At 64.7% G+C, this 17,614-nt stretch carries 13 protein-coding genes; 4 read left to right on the top strand and 9 right to left on the bottom strand.

Annotated features, from left to right (window positions below; genetic code table 11):
* Positions 1–24: 24 nt before the first annotated feature.
* Positions 25–1,269, bottom strand: a complete 1,245-nt coding sequence (locus AU381_RS14170; protein WP_064242397.1) for an ABC transporter substrate-binding protein — start codon at positions 1,267–1,269, stop codon at positions 25–27.
* 331 nt (positions 1,270–1,600) lie between these two features.
* On the opposite strand from AU381_RS14170, the gene AU381_RS14165 reads away from it, so the two are divergent.
* On the top strand, positions 1,601–2,683 hold the full coding sequence (locus AU381_RS14165) for a LacI family transcriptional regulator (RefSeq protein ID WP_064242396.1): 1,083 nt from the start codon (positions 1,601–1,603) through the stop codon (positions 2,681–2,683).
* A 107-nt stretch (positions 2,684–2,790) separates the two neighbouring features.
* Here AU381_RS14165 and AU381_RS14160 read toward each other — a convergent pair whose 3' ends face one another.
* From AU381_RS14160 to AU381_RS14140, 5 genes are read right to left on the bottom strand one after another with little or no spacing between them, the layout of a single operon-like run.
* Positions 2,791–4,299, bottom strand: a complete 1,509-nt coding sequence (locus tag AU381_RS14160) for an aldehyde dehydrogenase family protein (RefSeq protein WP_064242395.1) — start codon at positions 4,297–4,299, stop codon at positions 2,791–2,793.
* The gene (locus AU381_RS14155; protein ID WP_064242394.1) at positions 4,299–5,078 is read right to left on the bottom strand and encodes an enoyl-CoA hydratase/isomerase family protein; all 780 of its coding nucleotides are present in this window, start codon (positions 5,076–5,078) and stop codon (positions 4,299–4,301) included. The genes AU381_RS14160 and AU381_RS14155 overlap by 1 nt, the downstream gene beginning before the upstream one ends.
* A complete protein-coding gene (locus tag AU381_RS14150) occupies positions 5,071–6,690 on the bottom strand; it encodes an acyl CoA:acetate/3-ketoacid CoA transferase (RefSeq protein WP_064242393.1) in 1,620 nt (539 codons plus the stop codon). The genes AU381_RS14155 and AU381_RS14150 overlap by 8 nt, the downstream gene beginning before the upstream one ends.
* 4 nt (positions 6,691–6,694) lie before the next feature.
* Positions 6,695–7,696 carry a Gfo/Idh/MocA family protein gene (locus AU381_RS14145; RefSeq protein WP_064242392.1) on the bottom strand — a complete coding sequence of 334 codons (1,002 nt, stop codon included), beginning with the start codon at positions 7,694–7,696 and terminating at the stop codon, positions 6,695–6,697.
* Positions 7,693–8,736 (bottom strand): LacI family DNA-binding transcriptional regulator, encoded by a 1,044-nt coding sequence (locus AU381_RS14140; RefSeq protein ID WP_064242391.1) that lies wholly within the window; start codon positions 8,734–8,736, stop codon positions 7,693–7,695. Before AU381_RS14140 ends, AU381_RS14145 begins: the two co-directional genes overlap by 4 nt.
* Positions 8,737–9,047: 311 nt before the next feature.
* Here AU381_RS14140 and AU381_RS14135 point away from each other — a divergent pair, with 311 nt between their 5' ends.
* On the top strand, positions 9,048–10,220 hold the full coding sequence (locus AU381_RS14135; protein ID WP_064242390.1) for a dihydrodipicolinate synthase family protein: 1,173 nt from the start codon (positions 9,048–9,050) through the stop codon (positions 10,218–10,220).
* Positions 10,221–10,398: 178 nt separating this feature from the next.
* Here AU381_RS14135 and AU381_RS14130 read toward each other — a convergent pair whose 3' ends face one another.
* Both AU381_RS14130 and AU381_RS14125 read right to left on the bottom strand, forming a co-directional pair.
* Positions 10,399–12,462 carry a M3 family metallopeptidase gene (locus AU381_RS14130; protein WP_064242389.1) on the bottom strand — a complete coding sequence of 688 codons (2,064 nt, stop codon included), beginning with the start codon at positions 12,460–12,462 and terminating at the stop codon, positions 10,399–10,401.
* 82 nt (positions 12,463–12,544) lie between these two features.
* A complete protein-coding gene (locus AU381_RS14125) occupies positions 12,545–13,186 on the bottom strand; it encodes a LysE family translocator (protein WP_064242388.1) in 642 nt (213 codons plus the stop codon).
* A 401-nt stretch (positions 13,187–13,587) separates the two neighbouring features.
* On the opposite strand from AU381_RS14125, the gene leuB reads away from it, so the two are divergent.
* A complete protein-coding gene (gene leuB / locus AU381_RS14120) occupies positions 13,588–14,700 on the top strand; it encodes a 3-isopropylmalate dehydrogenase (protein ID WP_064242387.1) in 1,113 nt (370 codons plus the stop codon).
* A gap of 130 nt (positions 14,701–14,830) precedes the next feature.
* Positions 14,831–15,529, top strand: coding sequence for a phosphatase PAP2 family protein (locus tag AU381_RS14115; RefSeq protein ID WP_064242386.1), 699 nt, complete (start codon positions 14,831–14,833; stop codon positions 15,527–15,529).
* Between the two features lie 173 nt (positions 15,530–15,702).
* Here the strand turns inward: AU381_RS14115 and AU381_RS14110 are convergent, their stop codons facing one another.
* The gene (locus AU381_RS14110) at positions 15,703–17,595 is read right to left on the bottom strand and encodes an MFS transporter (RefSeq protein ID WP_064242385.1); all 1,893 of its coding nucleotides are present in this window, start codon (positions 17,593–17,595) and stop codon (positions 15,703–15,705) included.
* Positions 17,596–17,614: the final 19 nt, after the last annotated feature.

Genomic DNA, 17,614 nt, shown 5'->3' with positions numbered 1-17,614 from the left:
GGGCGATCCCTCCCCTCGCGCCCCCTACTTCGCAGCCTCGACCGCCGCGACGAGTTCCTTCACCGCCTCATCCGAGCTCAGCTCGCCGTTGAACTGCCGGGTCACCACGTCGTAGATGGCGTTCTTGACGGCCGCCGGGTTGGCGTGGCCATGTGCCATAGAGCCGTAGAGCGTGCCCTTTGAGTTCGCTTCGGCGAGATCCTTGATGCCCTTCTTGCCGCAGGCGTCGAAGTCGGTATCCGGAACGTCGGTGCGGGCCGGAACCGATCCCTTGACGACGTTGAAGGCCGACTGGAAGGTCGGGCTCTCGATCGCCGAGGCCATCTGCAACTGCGCCGGGACCTTTTCATCCGAAACCTTGAACATCGCGAACTGGTCGGAGTTGAAGGTGACGGACCCTTGGGTTCCCGGGAAGCGGATGCAGACGAAATCGGTGCCGGGCACCTTCTTCGCCTTCAGGAACTCACCCTTGGCCCAGTCGCCCATGAACTGCAGACCCGCCTTGTTCTCGATGACCATGGCGGAGGCGAGGTTCCAGTCGCGGCCGGAGAAGTTGTCGTCCACATAGGAGCGAAGCTTCGTCATCCGGTCGAAGGCTTCCTTCATCTTGTCGCTGCCGAGCGCTGCCGGATCGAGGTCGATGAAGGCCTGCTTGTAAAAGTCGTTGCCGAGCGCAAGCACGACCGCATCGAAGATCGTCGCGTCCTGCCAGGCCTGACCGCCATGGGCGACCGGCGTGATGCCCTGCTCCTTGAACTTGTCGAGCAGCGCGATCAGCTCTTCCCAGGTCGTCGGCTCCTTGCCGCCGGCCTTGTCGAGCGCGGCCTTGTTGATCCAGACCCAGTTCGTCGAATGGACGTTCACGGGTGCTGCGATCCAGTGGCCGTCATATTTCGAGAACTGCTGCAGGGCGGCCGGAACCACCTTGTCCCAGCCCTCCTTGGCGGCGATCTCGTCAAGGTTGCCGAGCGCGCCTTCCTTGGCCCAGTCGAGAATGTCGAAGCCGAGCATCTGCACCGCCGTCGGCGCATTTCCGGAGGTGACGCGGGCACGCAGCACGGTCATCGCCTCCGTACCGCCGCCGCCGGCAACCGGCATGTCGGTCCAGGTGATGCCCTTGCTTTCCAGATCCTTCTTCAGAACGTCGAGTGCCGCCGCCTCGCCACCGGACGTCCACCAGTGCAGCACTTCCACGTTCTCTGCTGCGCGCGCGGCCGTCGCCGCCAACATCAGTGCTGCAACAGCCGTCGTCGTCATTAACTTGCGCATCGTTTTCCTCCCGTTTGCAAGTTGCCGAAGCGGAAATCTCCTCCGCCTTTCTAATTGCCGCCCACTCCACGGGGCAGCCTGGGCTTGCGGCATGCGCCACCCGCTCAATTTAAAACGTTACAAATCACCACAAGTCAAGCGGAGCGCGCCCCTCTGCCGTTTTCGACCCAAAACAGACTGAATCCGCTGCATTATACGGCATCATAGAGATGCTGCGATGCAGCAAATGTCCGTCATTGCGGCGATTTAAAACGTTTGCATGATACGATTGCCTATTGGTTCGCGTCACGTTACAAATGCCGCTCTTGACCGCTTGCAGGAAAGCATCCGTTTGGCCGATCCGTCGAAACCCGTCCGCCCGGAAAGTGCCGCACAAAGACGCGGCAAGCCGACCCTGCGCACCATTGCCGATATCACCGGGCTGGCCGTGACCACGGTGTCTCGGGCGCTTGCCGACGCTCCGCAGATCTCGCTCGAGACGCGCCATCGGGTGCGCGAGGTGGCGCTCCAGATCGGCTACTCGCCGGATCGCGCAGCGCAGCGCTTGAAGACGGGGCGCACCAATGTCATTGCCGTGCTGCTCGAGCCTCACGAAGAGATCCTGGGCTATGGGACCTCCGTCATGGCCGGCATCGCCAGGGCGCTGCAAGGCACCGCCTACCACCTGATCGTCATGCCGAACTTCCTCGATTCCGCGAGTATCGATGCGGTCAACTACATCAACCGCAACGGCATGGCCGACGGGCTGATCTTCTCGCGCACCGAGCCGCTCGACCCCCGCGTCAAGCTGCTTGCGGAGACCGGCTTTCCCTTCGTCACCCATGGCCGCACCGAACTTGCCACGGCCCACCCCTTCGTCGACTACGACAATTTTACCTTCGCCTATGAGGCGACGCGGCGGCTGATCGCCAAGGGGCGGCGCAAGCCGGCGCTGATCGGCGGTCCGGCCGGTTTCACCTTCACCGGCCATATTCTGCACGGCTTCATGACGGCGGTGCGCGAGGCGGGCTGCGCCTACGAAATCCTGTCCGACATCGATCTCGACAGCCCGGCGGGCGCCATTCGCGATCTGATCCGCCGACGCCGGGCCGAGAAGGATCCGCCGGACGGCTTCACTTGCGGCGGCGAGGTCTGCGCCTTGGCGACGATCACCGGCATGAGCGACTGCGGGCTTACCCTCGGCGTCGAATACGACATCGTCGCCAAGCAGACGTCGCCCCTGCTCGGCGCCATCCAGCCGCGGGTCGACACGATCTACGAGGATCTGACCGAAACCGGCGAGCACATGGGGCGTATCCTGCTGCGCCGCATCGGCGGCAGCACCGATATCGGCGAACTCCAATTGCTGCTCGACCCCGAGCTTCGCTTCAAGGCGCGGCCGGCCGAAGTGGCCACAGGAGATGGCGCTGTGTGACTCGCGCGCGATCGCAAGGCGAAGGCACGGCATCCGCCTCGCCTTTCCGATCGTCCCTGCGAACTGAGCCAACGAACCCATCTCCGATTTGCCTCCCGAACCCGATGTCAGCGCGGCATCCACCAGTTGGTGCGCCGGCCGATATGCATGTTGAGCGTTTTGGTTTCCGTATAGTCTTCCACGGCATGCCGCCCGAGTTCGCGGCCAAGCCCCGACTGGCGGTAGCCTCCGAAGGGCAGTTCGGACGCGCCGTCCATGAAGGTGTTCATCCAGATCGTGCCGGCGCGCACGCGCCGCCCGATCGTCAGACACGTATCGAAATCGCGGCTCCAGACGCCGGCCGAAAGCCCGTAGTCGATCGAATTGGCGATGCGGATCGCCTCCTCGGTCGTCTCGAAGGTGAGGACGGAGAGGACCGGGCCGAACACCTCCTCGCGTGCCACTGCCATGTCCGGCTTGACGGCCGAAAGGATCGTCGGCGCCATGAACTGGCCCATGCCGAGATCGAGCGCCGCGCCACCATGGCTGACGGCCGCACCCTCGCTCGCCGCGGCCGTTACATAGCCGGCGATCTTTTCCAGATGCTGTGGCGTGATGATCGCGCCGACCTGCGTCTCGGGATCGAGTGGATCGCCGACCTTGACCTTGGCCGAGAGGCTGGCGATGCGCGCCGTCACCTCATCGGCGATGTCACGATGCAGGATCAGCCGCGAGCCGGCATTGCAGCATTCGCCGGCATTGAAATAGGCGCCGAAGACCGCCGCATCGATGAACGCGTCGAGATCGGCGTCGGGGAAGACGATCTGCGGGTTCTTGCCGCCGAGTTCGAGCGACACCTTCTTCAGGGTCTGCGCCGCGTTCGCCATCGTCAGCCGCCCCACCCCGGTCGAGCCGGTAAAGGAGACCATGTCGACATCCGGGTGGGTGGTGAGCGGCGCACCCGCTTCCGGCCCGGTGCCGACGATGATGTTCACCACCCCGGCCGGCACGCCGGCAGCCTCGAGGATCTCGCCAAGGACGAGCGTCGAGGCGGAGGTGAGTTCCGAGGGTTTCACCACTGTCGTGCAGCCGGCAGCGAGTGCGAAGGGCAGTTTCTGGCTGACGATCAGGAAGGGAAAGTTCCAGGGCGTGATGATCGAGACGACGCCGATCGCCTCGCGCAGCACGACGCCGAGGGTGCCCTCGCCGAGCGTGTTGTAACTCTCGCCGGATAGGTCCCGCGCAAGTGCGGCCGCATAGCGCCAGATATCGGCGGCACCCCCCAGTTCGCCCTTGGCCTGGCTGATCGGCTTGCCGGATTCGACCGCGTCCAGAAAGGCGAGCTCATCGGCCCGCGCGGCGATCATGTCGGCGGCTCGGAGCAGGATCAGCGAACGTTCGGACGCGGTCATGCGCGGCCAGGGGCCATCGTCGAAGGCGCGCCGCGCCGCGGCAATGGCGCGCTCGGCATCCGCCTTCGCCGCCGCCTGGTAGCGGCTGACGACCACGCCGTGACCCGGCGCCACCCGCTCGATCGTCCGGCGCTCGGCGCCGGCCACCCATTGGCCGTCGATCAGCATTCGGAATTCGCGGACCTTGTAATCGCCGAGCGGTTTCGGCCTCACCAGAACCGTCATCACCATTCTCCCTTGAAGCGCGCTTCGCGCTTTTCGCTGAAGGCTGCGACGCCCTCCTTGAGGTCGCCGGTCTTGGCGACAAGGATCGAGCCCAACGCTTCGACCGCCGCGCCCCTGTCCTCGCCGCTTGCCGAGGCGATCATCAGTTTCGATATTTCGAGCGCCGCCGGGCCACGCGCCGCAATCCGGGCGGCATAGTCCCGCGCTGCGGTCACCACCGTGCCTGTCGCGACCACCGCATCGACCAGCCCTTCGGCCCTCGCCTCCTCTGCCGTGAACATCTCGCCGCCGAGCACCATGCGGCGGACGATCTGTGCGCCGAACCGCAAGGCGAGGCGCTGCGTGCCGGACCAGCCCGGCACCATGCCGAGACTCGTTTCGGGAAGGCCGATTTTCACCTGCGTCTCGGCGATGCGGATATCCGCTGCCGCCGCCAGTTCCAGGCCGCCGCCGAGCGCATGGCCGTTGAGTGCCGCGATCACCGGCATGCGCAGCGTCGCCAGCCGCTCGAAGACGCGGTGGCCGAAGCGCACCCAGTCATGACCGAAGGCGGCAGGGTCCATGCCGCCCCAGGCCTTGATGTCACCGCCGGCGGAAAAGGCCTTGCCCTCGCCGGTGAGGATCGCGACCCGCACGGCGCGGTCCGCCTCGACCGCATCGCAAGCGGCGGCGAGCGCCTTCAGCATGTCGATGTCGAAGGCATTGAGCTTTTCCGGCCGTGCGACCGTCATCGTCGCGACGGCGCCGTCGATCTCGACCCGGATGCGTTCGTCAGCCATTTGCGCCTCCCGCGATCTCGCGTTGCGGCTTGGCGGGGAGCTCGAGGCCAAGCGGAGCCTCGTGGAACAGCGCCGCGTCCATGACCTTCAGCTTGTCGGAAACGATCAGCGGGAACTCCGACTGGTCGAGGATATGCGCCTCAAGTTCGACGCCCGGAGCGATTTCGGTGAGCAGGATGCCCCCCGGCGTCAGCTTCATCACGCAGCGCTCGGTGACATAGGTGATGTCCTGGCCCTGCTCGACCGCGCGTCGGCCGGAGAAGGTGACGTGTTCGACCTGGTTGACCAGCTTCCTGAGCTTGCCTTCCTTCTCGATCACCAGCCTGCCACCGGCGACGCCAAGTTTCGCGCCGGCATTGAACATGCCGGAGAACACGATCTTCTTCGCCCGCGCCGTGATGTCGACGAAGCCGCCGGCGCCGGCCGTCACATGCGGGCGGAAGCTGAGCTTCGAGACATTGACCGAACCGGTGCGGTCGATCTCCAGGAAGGAGAGCAGCGACGCATCGAAGCCGGCCCCCTGGAAATAGGTGAACTGGTAGGGCGACGGCATGAAGGCATCGGCGTTCGACGCGCAGCCGAAGGCGAAATCCAAGAGCGGCACGCCGCCGACCGCGCCCTGTTCGATCACCCAGGTGACGGCGCCATGCAGCCCCTCTTCAAGCAAGATGCGCGGCACGTTGGCGGAGATGCCGAAGCCGAGATTGACGGCGCTTCCGGCCTCCAGCTCCTGCGCGACCCGGCGTGCGATCACCTTCTGGATGTTGAACTCCGGGACGCGGAAACTGTCGAGCGGCCGGAAGATCTCGCCGGAGATCGCCGGATCGTAGAGCGTCTGCGTCGTCTGCTTCTGTTCCGAATCGACGACGACGTAGTCGACGAGCACACCGGGCACGCGCACATCGTGCGGTTTGAACGAACCTTCCTTGGCGATGCGCTTCACTTGCGCGATGACGATGCCGCCATTGTTGCGGGCGGCGAGCGCCTGGTCGAGCCCGCCGAGATAGGCGCCCTCGTGCTCATAGGTGAGATTGCCGCGCTCGTCCGACGTGGTGGCGCGGATGATTGCCACCTCAGGCGCGATCGCCTTGAAATAGAGCCAGTCCTCGCCCTCGAAGGAGATCTTCTTGACCACCGGCTCCGCGGCAGCGGAAGCGTTCATGGCGCAGCCCTCGCGCGACGGGTCGACGAAGGTGTCGAGGCCGACCTTGGTCATCACGCCCGGGCGTTTCGCCGCCGCCTCGCGATGCATGTCGAAGAGAATGCCGGAAGGAATGTTGTAAGCTGCCACTTCATTCGCGCCGATCATCTGCCAGATCAGCGGCGGCTCGGCGCTCGACGGACCGGAAGGGTAGGAGCCGCCGATGATCTTCTTCAGGAGGCCTTTTTTTGCGATGTAGTCGACGCCCTTGATGCCGCTCATGTCGCCGGCGGCGATCGGGTGCAACGTCGTCAGGTCGCGGGGATGGCCTGTCGCGGCGAAGCGCTCGCCGATCGCCTTCAGCATCAGATCGGGGCAGCCGAGTCCGCTGGAGGAGGAGACCGAAACGATTGCGCCGTCCGGTATCAGGGCAGCCGCTTCGGCCGGGGAAATATGCTTGCTCATCGACATCCGGTCAAAGTCCCGTTTCGATCTGCGCGGCGACGCCTGTAGCCGCCGCCTTGACGACGGCAAGGCCGGTGGCGAGCGACCAGACGCCGTCCTCTCCCGTCGCGGAGGGCCGGCCGTTTCCTTCGATGGCCGCATGGAAGGCGAGGAGCGCTGTCTCGTAGAGATTGCGGTGGTCGAGCGGCAGTTCGATTTCGCCCTCTTCGTTGCGCAAGGTCACCGTGCCGACCGGGCGTTGGGTCATGACATTGCGGCCGATCAGCGAACCGTCCGTGCCATGCACTTCGAGCCCCGTCTCGGCATATTTCGTCGTAAAGGCGTCATGGAACTGGGCGATCACGCCGGAGCGGAAGCGTAAGACCCCCATGACGCCGTCCTCGAGCCCCTCCTTGCCCATGCCGGCGGCGTGGCTGATCGCCACCGCCTCGATCGGATCGTCGTCGAGGATGAAGCGCAGCGTGTCCGCGTCGTGGACGGTGATGTCGAGGATGACGCCGCCGCCGGCATCCGGCCTTTCGAGCCGCCAACCCTGCAGGTGCGGCGGCAGGTAGACGGCGTGGAAGACGCGTGCCGCGATCGGCCGGCCGATCCGGCCCGCGGCGATGGCGTCCCGCATGGCCCGGTGCGTGGCGGCATTGCGCAGATGATGGTTCGTGCCGAGCACGACGCCGGCCTCGCATGCCTTCAACACCATCTCGCAGCCGTCATTCAAGTTCATCGCCAGCGGCTTCTCGCAGAGCACGTGCTTGCCTGCGTGAATCGCCGCGAGTGCCTGGGCGTGATGAAGCTCATTGGTCGTCGAGATATAGACCGCATCGACGTCGGCATCGCCGACGAGCTCATGGAGGCTGCTGACGGACTTGGCGATGCCGTTTTCCGCAGCATAGGCCTGGCCGCGCTCAGGGCTCGAGCTCATCACCGAAACGACTTCCCCGCCGGCGGCGCGGATGGCGCCGATCACCCATTCGCGCGCGATCGTGCTGGCGCCGATCAATCCCCATCGGATCATGACGAAATCTCCTTCACTCTGCGCTCGACGGTGCCGCCGCAGCTCTGGCGGACGACGAGCCGCACCGGACTGATGATGGATTCGGCCTCGGCGCGCCCGGCCGTGATCTGCCTCAGGAGCAAGTCCGCCGCGCGCTCGCCCATGCCCTGCGGGTCGACGGACACCGTGGTCAGCGCCGGCACCGCGGTCTTTGCCTCGATCACATCGTCGAAGCCGATCACCGCGAAATCCGCGCCCGGCTCGAGCCGCCGCGCCCTGAGCCCGTCGCAAACCCCGAAGGCAACCGCGTCGTTGAAGCAAAGTGCGGCGGTCGGCCGTTCCTTGAGCATCATCGCCTGCTCGACCGCCGTCACGCCGCCGGCCCGCGACGGCGCCGAGCCGATGACCAGTTCGTCAAGGGCCGGCATTCCCGCCTCGCGAAGCGCATCGCGATAGCCGCGCATGCGCGCCTCGAAGACGGCAGTGTCCGGGAAGCCGCCGAGGAAGGCGATGCGCCGATGGCCACGCTCGATCAGGTGACGGACGGCGGCCATGGCGCCGGCATGATTGTCGGAGGTCAGCGACGAGACGCCGGCTTCCGCGATGTCACGCACGACGAGCACGACCGGAATGCCGCTGGCGACGAGCGGCGCGAGATCGGCGGCTTCCGTGCCGCGCGCCGGCGAGATGATCAGGCCCGAAACCCCATGCTCGCGCATCGAGGCGATGACCTCCCGCTGGCGCTCGCTCTTTTCACCGGTATTGGCCAGGAACTGGACGAAGCCGGCCGACTGCACCACCGCATCGACGCCGACCGCGAGCTCCGCGAAGAAGCTGTTCGTCAGGTCGTTGACGACGATGCCGATGATCTTCGACCGCGCCTGGCGCAGATTGGCGGCGCTGCGATTGTAGACATAGCCAAGCTCGCGGATAGCAGTATTCACCTTGGCACGCGTTGCCTCGTTGACCAGCGCACTCCCCTGCAGGACGAGCGACACGGTCGACTTCGACACGCCGGCGGCGCGCGCTATGTCGACGACTGTCACCCGCTCCTTCGCCATCGATCTCCTCCCTCCGCGTTGAATTCTGCATCCTTAATAATTGGAACGTTCCAATTTCGTCAAGAGGCTTTTGTCCACTTTTTGATGGCCCTGCGGAGATTCGGACTAGCGAGAATCCTGATTGAAAATTGCGTGAATTATCAGTGCTTGCCCCTCACAGAAAGCCCGCGTCCCACTTCAGCATGGAACAACCGGGGCGATTCGAGGAGCATGGAAGCGTCTGGGCGGATCAGCGCGAGAGAAATTTCGGCCTTGAAATTTGGAACGATCTAAATTATTCGATGCGACAAACCTGAGGAGGACGCACACCGATGACCAGCCTGATGCTGCTGCGCCAAGACGGCTTGCTCGAAGAATACCGGCTCCGGGGGACGCCGATCGCCCGGCCTGCTGCGGTGCCCACCTTCAACCGCATCGCCTATGCGGCCGCCCATGTCGTTTCCGATCCGCTTCGCGACGCCGATCCCTGGGACAATCCGGCGATCGACTGGGAGGCAACGATGGCCTTTCGCCATCACCTATGGGGCTTGGGATTCAAGATCGCCGAGGCGATGGATACCGCGCAGCGCGGCATGGGCCTTGCCTGGCCGGCCGCGCAGGAATTGATCCGCCGGTCGCTCGTCGAGGCGCGGAGCGTCCCCGGTGCGGATCTCGCCTGCGGCGCCGGTACCGACCATCTCCCTCCCGCGGAAGCCCGGTCGATCGAGGACGTCATCGCCGCCTATGAGGAGCAGATCGGCTTCGTCGAGGGCGAGGGCGGCCGCGCGATCATGATGGCGAGCCGGGCACTCGCCCGCGTGGCGCAATCCGCCGACGACTACCGGCGCGTCTACGGCCATATCCTGCGTCAGGCGAAGGACAAGGTCGTGCTGCACTGGCTCGGCGACATGTTCGACCCGCAACTGAAAGGCTATTGGGGATCGGAGAATTTCGAGGAGGCACTGGAAACGGTGCTGTCGATCATCGACGAGAACAGTGCCAAGGTCGAAGGCATCAAGATCTCGCTGCTCGACAACGCCAAGGAAGTGGCGCTGCGCAAGGGCCTTCCGGAAGGCGTGCTCTGCTTCACCGGCGACGACTTCAACTATGCGGAACTGATCGAGGGCGACGGCGCGAAATACAGCCACGCGCTGCTCGGCATCTTCGACGCCGTCGCGCCCTCGGCCTCGAAGGCGCTCGCCGCGCTGGCGAGCGGCGATCTCGCCACTTTCCGCGGCGTCATCGAGCCGACCGTGCCGCTGTCACGCAAGATCTTCGAGGCGCCGACGCAATATTACAAGGCCGGTGTCGTGTTTCTTGCCTGGCTGAACGGCCACCAGCGCCATTTCACGCTGCCGGCCGGCCTGCAGTCCGCCCGCGGGCTGCTGCACTACGCGGACGTCTTCCGCCTCGCCGACCAGGCAAATGTGCTCGACAAGCCGGAACTGGCGGCAGCCCGGATGCGCAATCTGCTGGCGGTGCTGGGGGTAGAGCAGGGGGGCTAATCCGACAGACCTTGGTTTATCAGGCATAGAGTGACGCCCCTCACCCTAGCCCTCTCCCCGCTTGCGGGGAGAGGGGACTTAGGCGGCGCGGCATACCCCTTCGCCCCGCCTGCGGGGAGAAGGTGCCGGCAGGCGGATGAGGGGCTGAGGGGCGAACGGGAAAAACCCGAAAGGCCCGCTACGCCGCCAGCCCCTTCTTCTGGAGCATCGCTTCCGGGCTCGGCAGCTTGCCGCGGAAGGCCTTGTAGGCGTCCTCCGGGTCGATCGCCCCGCCGACCGAATAGATATGGCCCTTGAGCTTCTCCGCCATTGTCGGATCGAAGGGATCGCCGGTCTCCTCGAAGGCGGCGAAGGCGTCGGCGTCGAGCACCTCCGACCACATATAGGAATAATAGCCGGCCGAATAGCCGTCGCCCGAGAAGACGTGCAGGAAATGCGGGCTGCGATGGCGCATGACGATCGATTTCGGCAGGCCGATCTTCTCGAGCGTCGCGGCTTCCAGCGCCATCGGATCGCCGGCGTTCTCTGCCGTATGATAGGCCATGTCGACAAGCGCCGAGGAGGTGAATTCGACGGTGGCGAAGCCGCAATTGAAGGTTCTGGCCGCGAGCACCTTGTCGAGCAGCGCCTGCGGCATGGGTTCGCCGGTCCGGTAATGCACGGCGTATTGCCTGAGGATCTGCGGCACCGTCAGCCAGTGTTCGTAGAGCTGCGATGGCAGTTCGACGAAATCGCGCGAAACGCCGGTACCGGAGACCGACGGATAGGTGACGTTCGACAGCATGCCGTGCAGGGCATGGCCGAACTCGTGGAAGAGGGTGCGGGCGTCGTCGATCGAGAGCAGGGCGGGCTTGCCGTCCGCGGGCTTTGCGAAATTGCAGACATTGTAGACGATCGGGATTTCACCAACCGCGCCGTTCTTCAGTCGCAATTTATGCTGCGACTGGAAGGAGCTCATCCAGGCGCCGGAGCGCTTCGACGAGCGGGCGAAATAGTCGCCGAGGAAGAGCGCCACGAGCTTGCCCGAAGCGTCTCGGATCTCGAAGACCCGGACATCCGGATGGTAGGCGGCGATGCCCTTCCTCTCCGTCGCCGTGATCCCGAAGAGCCGGCCCGCGACGTCGAAGCAGGCATCGACGATCCTTTCGAGCTGCAGATAGGGCTTCAGCTCGCTTTCCGAGAAGCTGAACTTTTCGGCCCGGAGCTTTTCCGCATAGTGGCGCCAGTCCCAGGGCATGACCTCGTGGTTGCGGCCCTCGGCAGCAATCAGATTGGCGAGATCCGCCTCCTCCTCGCGAGCGCGCGCGACCGCCTTTTCCCAGACCTGCATCAACAGCCCGTTCACCGCTTCCGGCGTCTTCGCCATCGTGTCGTCGAGCTTCAGCGCCGCGTAGTTCTCGTAGCCGAGCAGTTTTGCCTTCTCCGCCCGAAGCGAAAGCGTCTCGGCGATGATGCCGCGATTGTCGGTCTCGCCGCCGTTTGCGCCGCGCGCCGTCCAGGCTCTGAACGCCTGTTCGCGCAGTTCCCGGTTTTCGGAAAATGTCAGGAATGGCTCGATGATCGAGCGCGACAGTGTGACGGCGTATCTGCCGTCCTCGCCGCGCTCGCGCGCCGCAGCCGCCATGGCGTCCTTCAGGAAATCCGGAAGCCCTGCCAAATCTTCTTCGCTCGACAGCAGCAGCACCCAGTTCTTCTCGTCGGCCAGCACGTTCTGGCCGAATTTCGCCCCGAGCCCGGCGAGTGTCTCGTTGATCGCCGCAAGCCGGTCCTGCTCCGCCTTTTCGAGCTGGGCGCCGGACTTGACGAAACCCTTCCAGTGCCGTTCGAGAACGCGCGTCGCCTCGAGATCCAGGCGGAGCGCTTCCCGCTTCTCCCACAACGCGTCGATGCGGCTGAACAGGGCCGGGTTCGTGCCGATCCTGGAGTAATGGCGCGACATCTTCGGCGCGATGTCGCGTTCAAGTGCCTGGATCGTCTCGTTCGTGTGGGCGCCCGCCTTGGTCCAGAACAGCGCCGAAACCCGCGATAGCTCGTCTCCGGCAATTTCCAGCGCGACGACGGTGTTCTCGAAGCTCGGCGGCTCGGGGTTGTTGGCGATCGCATCGATCTCCGCCTCGTGGCTAGCGAAGACGGCCTCGAAGGCGGGGGCGAAGTCCTCGTCGTTCATCGCCTCGAAGCGAGGCAGGCCCTCATGGCCGGTCCAATTCACCAAGGCAGGATTGAGCGTAGCGTCGACGATCATGAGAACTCCTTTGCATGCGGACCCGGCACGCGGATCGTCGAGCCGGACGAGATGTTTGAAGTGGTTGATGAAAGCAAGGCCGTCAAGGCTTGCGCATGCCGAAAAGTCCGGGCGCCGCGTGCCAGATCGCCTGCGCCGCAAAGCCGATGAAGAGCAGCCCCGACAGCCGTACGATGGTGAGCTCATGGCGGCGATAGAAGCGGCGTACGACCGAGGCGCCGATGATGGCGATCAGGAGCACGTCGGCGAGCAGGAAGCCGATCAGCGACACGGCGAGCAGCATCGGCAGCGCATTGAATTCCAGCGCGTTGGCGGAACCGGCGAGCAGCGCCGTGAAGGTCGCCAGCGCCACCGGGTAGCCTTTGGGATTGGTGAGCCCGAAGATCAGCCCGCGTCGAAGCGGCCGCTCGACCGTCATCAGCGCTCTATTCTCGCCTTTCGGGCGGGCCCCGAGCGCCGTCCAGCCGATCCAGGCGAGATAGGCGCCGCAGAAGAGGCCGAGGATGTCGAAGATCGCCGTTCCGATCGACCGGGCACCGACGATGGCGACGAGCGCCAGCGTCGACCAGAGGATATCGCCGGCGAGATGGCCGCCCATGAACAGCGCGCCGGCCTTTCGCCCCTGGCCGGCGCCGATGCCGAGAAGCGCCAGAAAGGCGGGGCCGGGGATCAGCGTATAGGACAGCGCTGCGAAAAAGGCACCGACAAGAAGCGTCTCGGACATCCTGAGGACCCCGGTTGAAATTCGGCCATTCGAGCGCCCGGCGCCGGTTCCGTCAAGCGGAAACGGCAGTGGCTGCGGATCCGGCCGGCTGGCCGGCGCGCCCTCATCTTGACCTGCTTGCCTCTGCGGCGTCAGTGTCGATGCGAAGGCTTGCGGAAGGTAAGGATGTCCATCGTGGCCCGAACCAGCTCTGCGACAGCCCGGATGAACCTGCGCATGGGTTTTCCTCACCGTAGGCGAACCGGTGATCGGTCCATCCTATCATTTTCTCGCGTTCCGGCGAGCGGGGTCAGTTTCCGAGGGAACCGGTAAGGCGCGCATAATCTTTCGCCGACGCGATTTCCCTGGATACCAAGTTGCGCTAGAACGCCGCCCAGTTTCCCCCTCGAGAAGGACTATCCATGACTGTGCGCAATCTCTTCCTTCTGCCCGGCGACGGCATCGGCCCGGAAGCCATGGCGGAAGTCCGCAAAATCATCGCTTACATGAATGCCGAACAGGGCGGCGGCTTCGTGACGGACGAGGGGCTTGTGGGTGGTTCCGCCTATGACGCCCATGGCGTGGCGATCTCGGAAGACGACATGGCGAAGGCGCTGGCCGCCGATGCCGTGCTCTTCGGCGCCGTCGGCGGACCGAAATGGGATGCGGTTCCCTATGAGGTGCGGCCGGAGGCGGGCCTGCTGCGGCTTCGCAAGGACCTCGAACTCTTCGCCAACCTGCGGCCCGCAATCTGCTACCCGGCGCTTGCCAACGCCTCGTCGCTGAAGCCCGAACTCGTCGAGGGCCTCGACATCCTGATCGTCCGCGAGCTGACCGGCGGCGTCTATTTCGGCGAGCCGAAGGAGATCATCGACCTTGGCAACGGGCAGAAGCGCGGCATCGACACCCAGGTCTACGACACCTACGAGATCGAGCGCATCGCCGGCGTCGCCTTCGAACTGGCGCGCACCCGCAAGAACCGCGTCTGCTCGATGGAAAAGCGCAACGTCATGAAGTCGGGCGTGCTCTGGAACCAGGTGGTTACCGAGACGCACAAGGCGAAATATTCGGACGTGCAGCTCGAGCACATGCTGGCCGACGCCGGCGGCATGCAGCTCGTCCGCCAGCCGAAGCAGTTCGACGTGATCGTCACCGACAACCTGTTCGGCGACATGCTCTCCGACGTCGCCGCGATGCTGACCGGCTCGCTCGGCATGCTGCCTTCGGCTTCGCTCGGCGCACCGGACGCCAAGACCGGCAAGCGAAAGGCGCTCTACGAGCCGGTGCATGGCTCGGCGCCGGACATTGCCGGCAGGGGCATCGCCAACCCGATCGCGATGATCGCTTCCTTCGCCATGTGCCTGCGTTACTCCTTCAACCTCGTGAAGGAAGCCGACAACCTCGAGAAGGCGATCGCCAACGTGCTCGACAAGGGCATCCGCACCGGCGACATCATGGCGGAAGGTTGCCGCCAGGTCGGCACCGTCGAGATGGGCGACGCCATCCTGGCCGAGTTCAAGGCGCTCTCGGCCTGATCGGCCGAGGCTGCTTTCTACGGAAATGAACAGGCACCTCCGGACACACGTCCGGAGGTGTTTTTGTTTGGATTCTCTTGATTTTTCCTCGTTCGTTTTCACATGCAGGGAAACGACAGGAAAGACCGATATGAACCAACCGCTTGCCTCCACGGGCTGGATCCTGCTGACGACGATCGTTCTCGTCGTGGCGCTCGTTCCCTTCGATCCGCACGTGTCGGAATGGGCGCGGGGCCTGCCGGACGAGATCGTCGGCTTCAACCGGACGATCACCGACTTCGGCACCTTCGCCTGGATGCTCTATACGTCGGCGACCCTGCTCCTGATCGCCTTCGTCGTCCGGCGATCATCGAGGCGCGACACGGTACGGCAGAAGGCGCGAACCGCACGCAACCTCTCGGCCTATTTCCTGCTGACGATCGGCACGGCAAGCGTGCTGGTTCACGGACTGAAATTGCTGATCGGCCGCGCCCGCCCCGAGCTCTTCGCCGAATACGGCGCCTACAGTCTGACCCCGTTCACCGGCAGCGGCGCCTTCGAGAGTTTCCCCTCGGGCCACTCGACGGCGGCTGGCGCCTTCTTCGGTGCCTTCGCGATGCTGGCCCCGCAGCTGCGGCCGCTCTTCCTGATACTGGCGCTGTTGATCGGCGTCTCGCGCGTCGTGGTCGGCGCCCATTATCCGAGCGACGTGGCCGCCGGCCTGCTGCTCGGCCTCTGGGTCGCGATAATGTACGCCTTTCTCTTCGCCCGCCGGGATTGGCTGTTCCGCCTCGATACCGGCGGCTGGCCGGCACCGAAGAGCGCAAGTTCTCCGCCGAAGCGCAAATAAAAAGCCGGCGCGGAAGCCGCGCCCAGGAGCCCCAAACAAAAAGCCGGCGCGGAGGCCGCGCCGAGGAGCCCCAAACAAAAAGCCGGCGCGGAGGCCGCGCCGGAGTCAGGAGAGCTTGATTAGAAGCGGGAAGCGGCTTTTCGTCCTCATCCCGCGTCTTGATTCGAGTCCGCTCAGTCCATCTGGTGGATGTCGCGGTCCTTGGTTTCCGGCAGGAACAACAGGCCGATGACCAGCGTGAGGCCGGCGAACACGATCGGATACCACAGGCCATAGTAGATATCGCCCTTGGCGGCGCTCATCGCGAAGGCCGTCGCCGGGAGAAGACCACCGAACCAGCCGTTGCCGATGTGATAGGGCAGCGACATGCCGGTGTAGCGGATGCGGGTCGGGAAGAGCTCGACCAGCAGCGCGGCGATCGGGCCGTAGACCATCGTCACATAGATGACGAGGACCGTCAGAACCGCGATGATTACCGTCCAGTTGACGCGCTCCGGGTCGGCCACCATCGTGAAAGTGCCGGCCTTGTCGATCGAATAGACCGCCATTTCGGTGGCGCTGCCGACTTCTTCCTTGGTGAGCAGCTTGTCGGCGACGAGCTTGTCGGCCGGGACCATGGTCTTTTCGCCGGCGCGGATGGCGGCCGCGTCGAGGGCCAGTTCCGGATTGGCGGCAACGAAGCCGTCGAGCTTCGATTCCGGCACCTTGGCCGCACCGCGCACCAGCGGGTAGCCCGAAACTTGCAGCGCCATGTTGACCTGCTTGCTGAACGCGGCGTCCTCGGCCTTGGCCTTGTCGCCGGCGGCAACGGCGTCATAGCTGGTAATCGTCGTCTCGCCGACTTTCACCGTCGCCGGGGTTCCCGCCGCAGCCGTTGTCACGACGTCATAGGGAACCGAGTTCTTGGTCAGGAAGGCCGTTGCGATGTCGCACGAGGTCGTGAACTTCGCCGTGCCGGTCGGGTTGAACTGGAACTTGCAGTCCCCCGGGGCGGCAGTAACCGTCGCGCGAACGCTCTGCTGTGCCTCGGCCAAAGCCGGGTTGCCGGCCCAGGTCATTGTCTTGAACAGCGGGAAATAGGTCAGCATGGCGAGCAGCAGGCCGGCCATGATGATCGGCTTGCGGCCGATCTTGTCGGAAAGCCAGCCGAAGAACACGAAGAAGCCGGTGCCGAGCACGAGCGAGGCGGCAACCATCAGGTTCGCCGACTGGCCGTCGATCTTCAGGATGCTCTGCAGGAAGAACAAGGCGTAGAACTGGCCCGAGTACCAGACGACGGCCTGGCCGACGACGGCACCGAAAAGCGCCAGCAGCGCGACCTTGGCATTCCGCCATTGGCCGAAGGCCTCCGTCAGCGGCGCCTTCGAACCCTTGCCCTCTTCCTTCATCTTCTTGAAGGCCGGCGATTCGTTCATCTTCAGCCGTATCCAGACGGAAACACCGAGAAGCACGCAGGAGAGCAGGAACGGCACGCGCCAGCCCCAGGCGGCGAAGGCTTCCTTGCCGACCATGTACTGAACCAGCAGGATGACCACCAGTGACAGGAACAGGCCGAGCGTCGCCGTCGTCTGGATCCACGAGGTAAAGTAGCCGCGGCGTCCATGCGGCGCATGTTCGGCCACATAGGTCGCAGCACCGCCATATTCACCGCCGAGCGCAAGGCCCTGCAGCAGGCGAAGCATGATCAAGATGATCGGCGCGGCGATGCCGATCGAAGCGGCGCCGGGCAGGATGCCGACCAGGAAGGTCGAAAGACCCATGATCAGGATCGTGACAAGAAACGTATATTTGCGACCGACAAGGTCCCCGATTCGGCCGAAGACCAGTGCGCCGAAGGGGCGCACCAGGAAGCCGGCGGCAAATGCAAGCAGCGCGAAGATGTTGCGTGTCGTCTCCGGATACTGGCTGAAGAAGGTGGCGCCAATATAAACGGCAAGCGACCCGTAAAGATAGAAATCATACCATTCGAAGACGGTTCCGAGCGACGAGGCGAAGATGACCTTCTTCTCCTCGGCGGTCATGGGACCGGCTTTTCTTACGCCGTCCGCTGTTGCGACATTTGCCATTTTGATGATCCTCCACTTC

Origin of the sequence: Sinorhizobium glycinis (assembly GCF_001651865.1) — a bacterium.
Classification (GTDB): domain Bacteria; phylum Pseudomonadota; class Alphaproteobacteria; order Rhizobiales; family Rhizobiaceae; genus Sinorhizobium; species Sinorhizobium glycinis.
The sequence above is the reverse complement of the archived record's forward strand: the minus strand, read 5'-3'. Positions and strand labels throughout refer to the sequence as shown.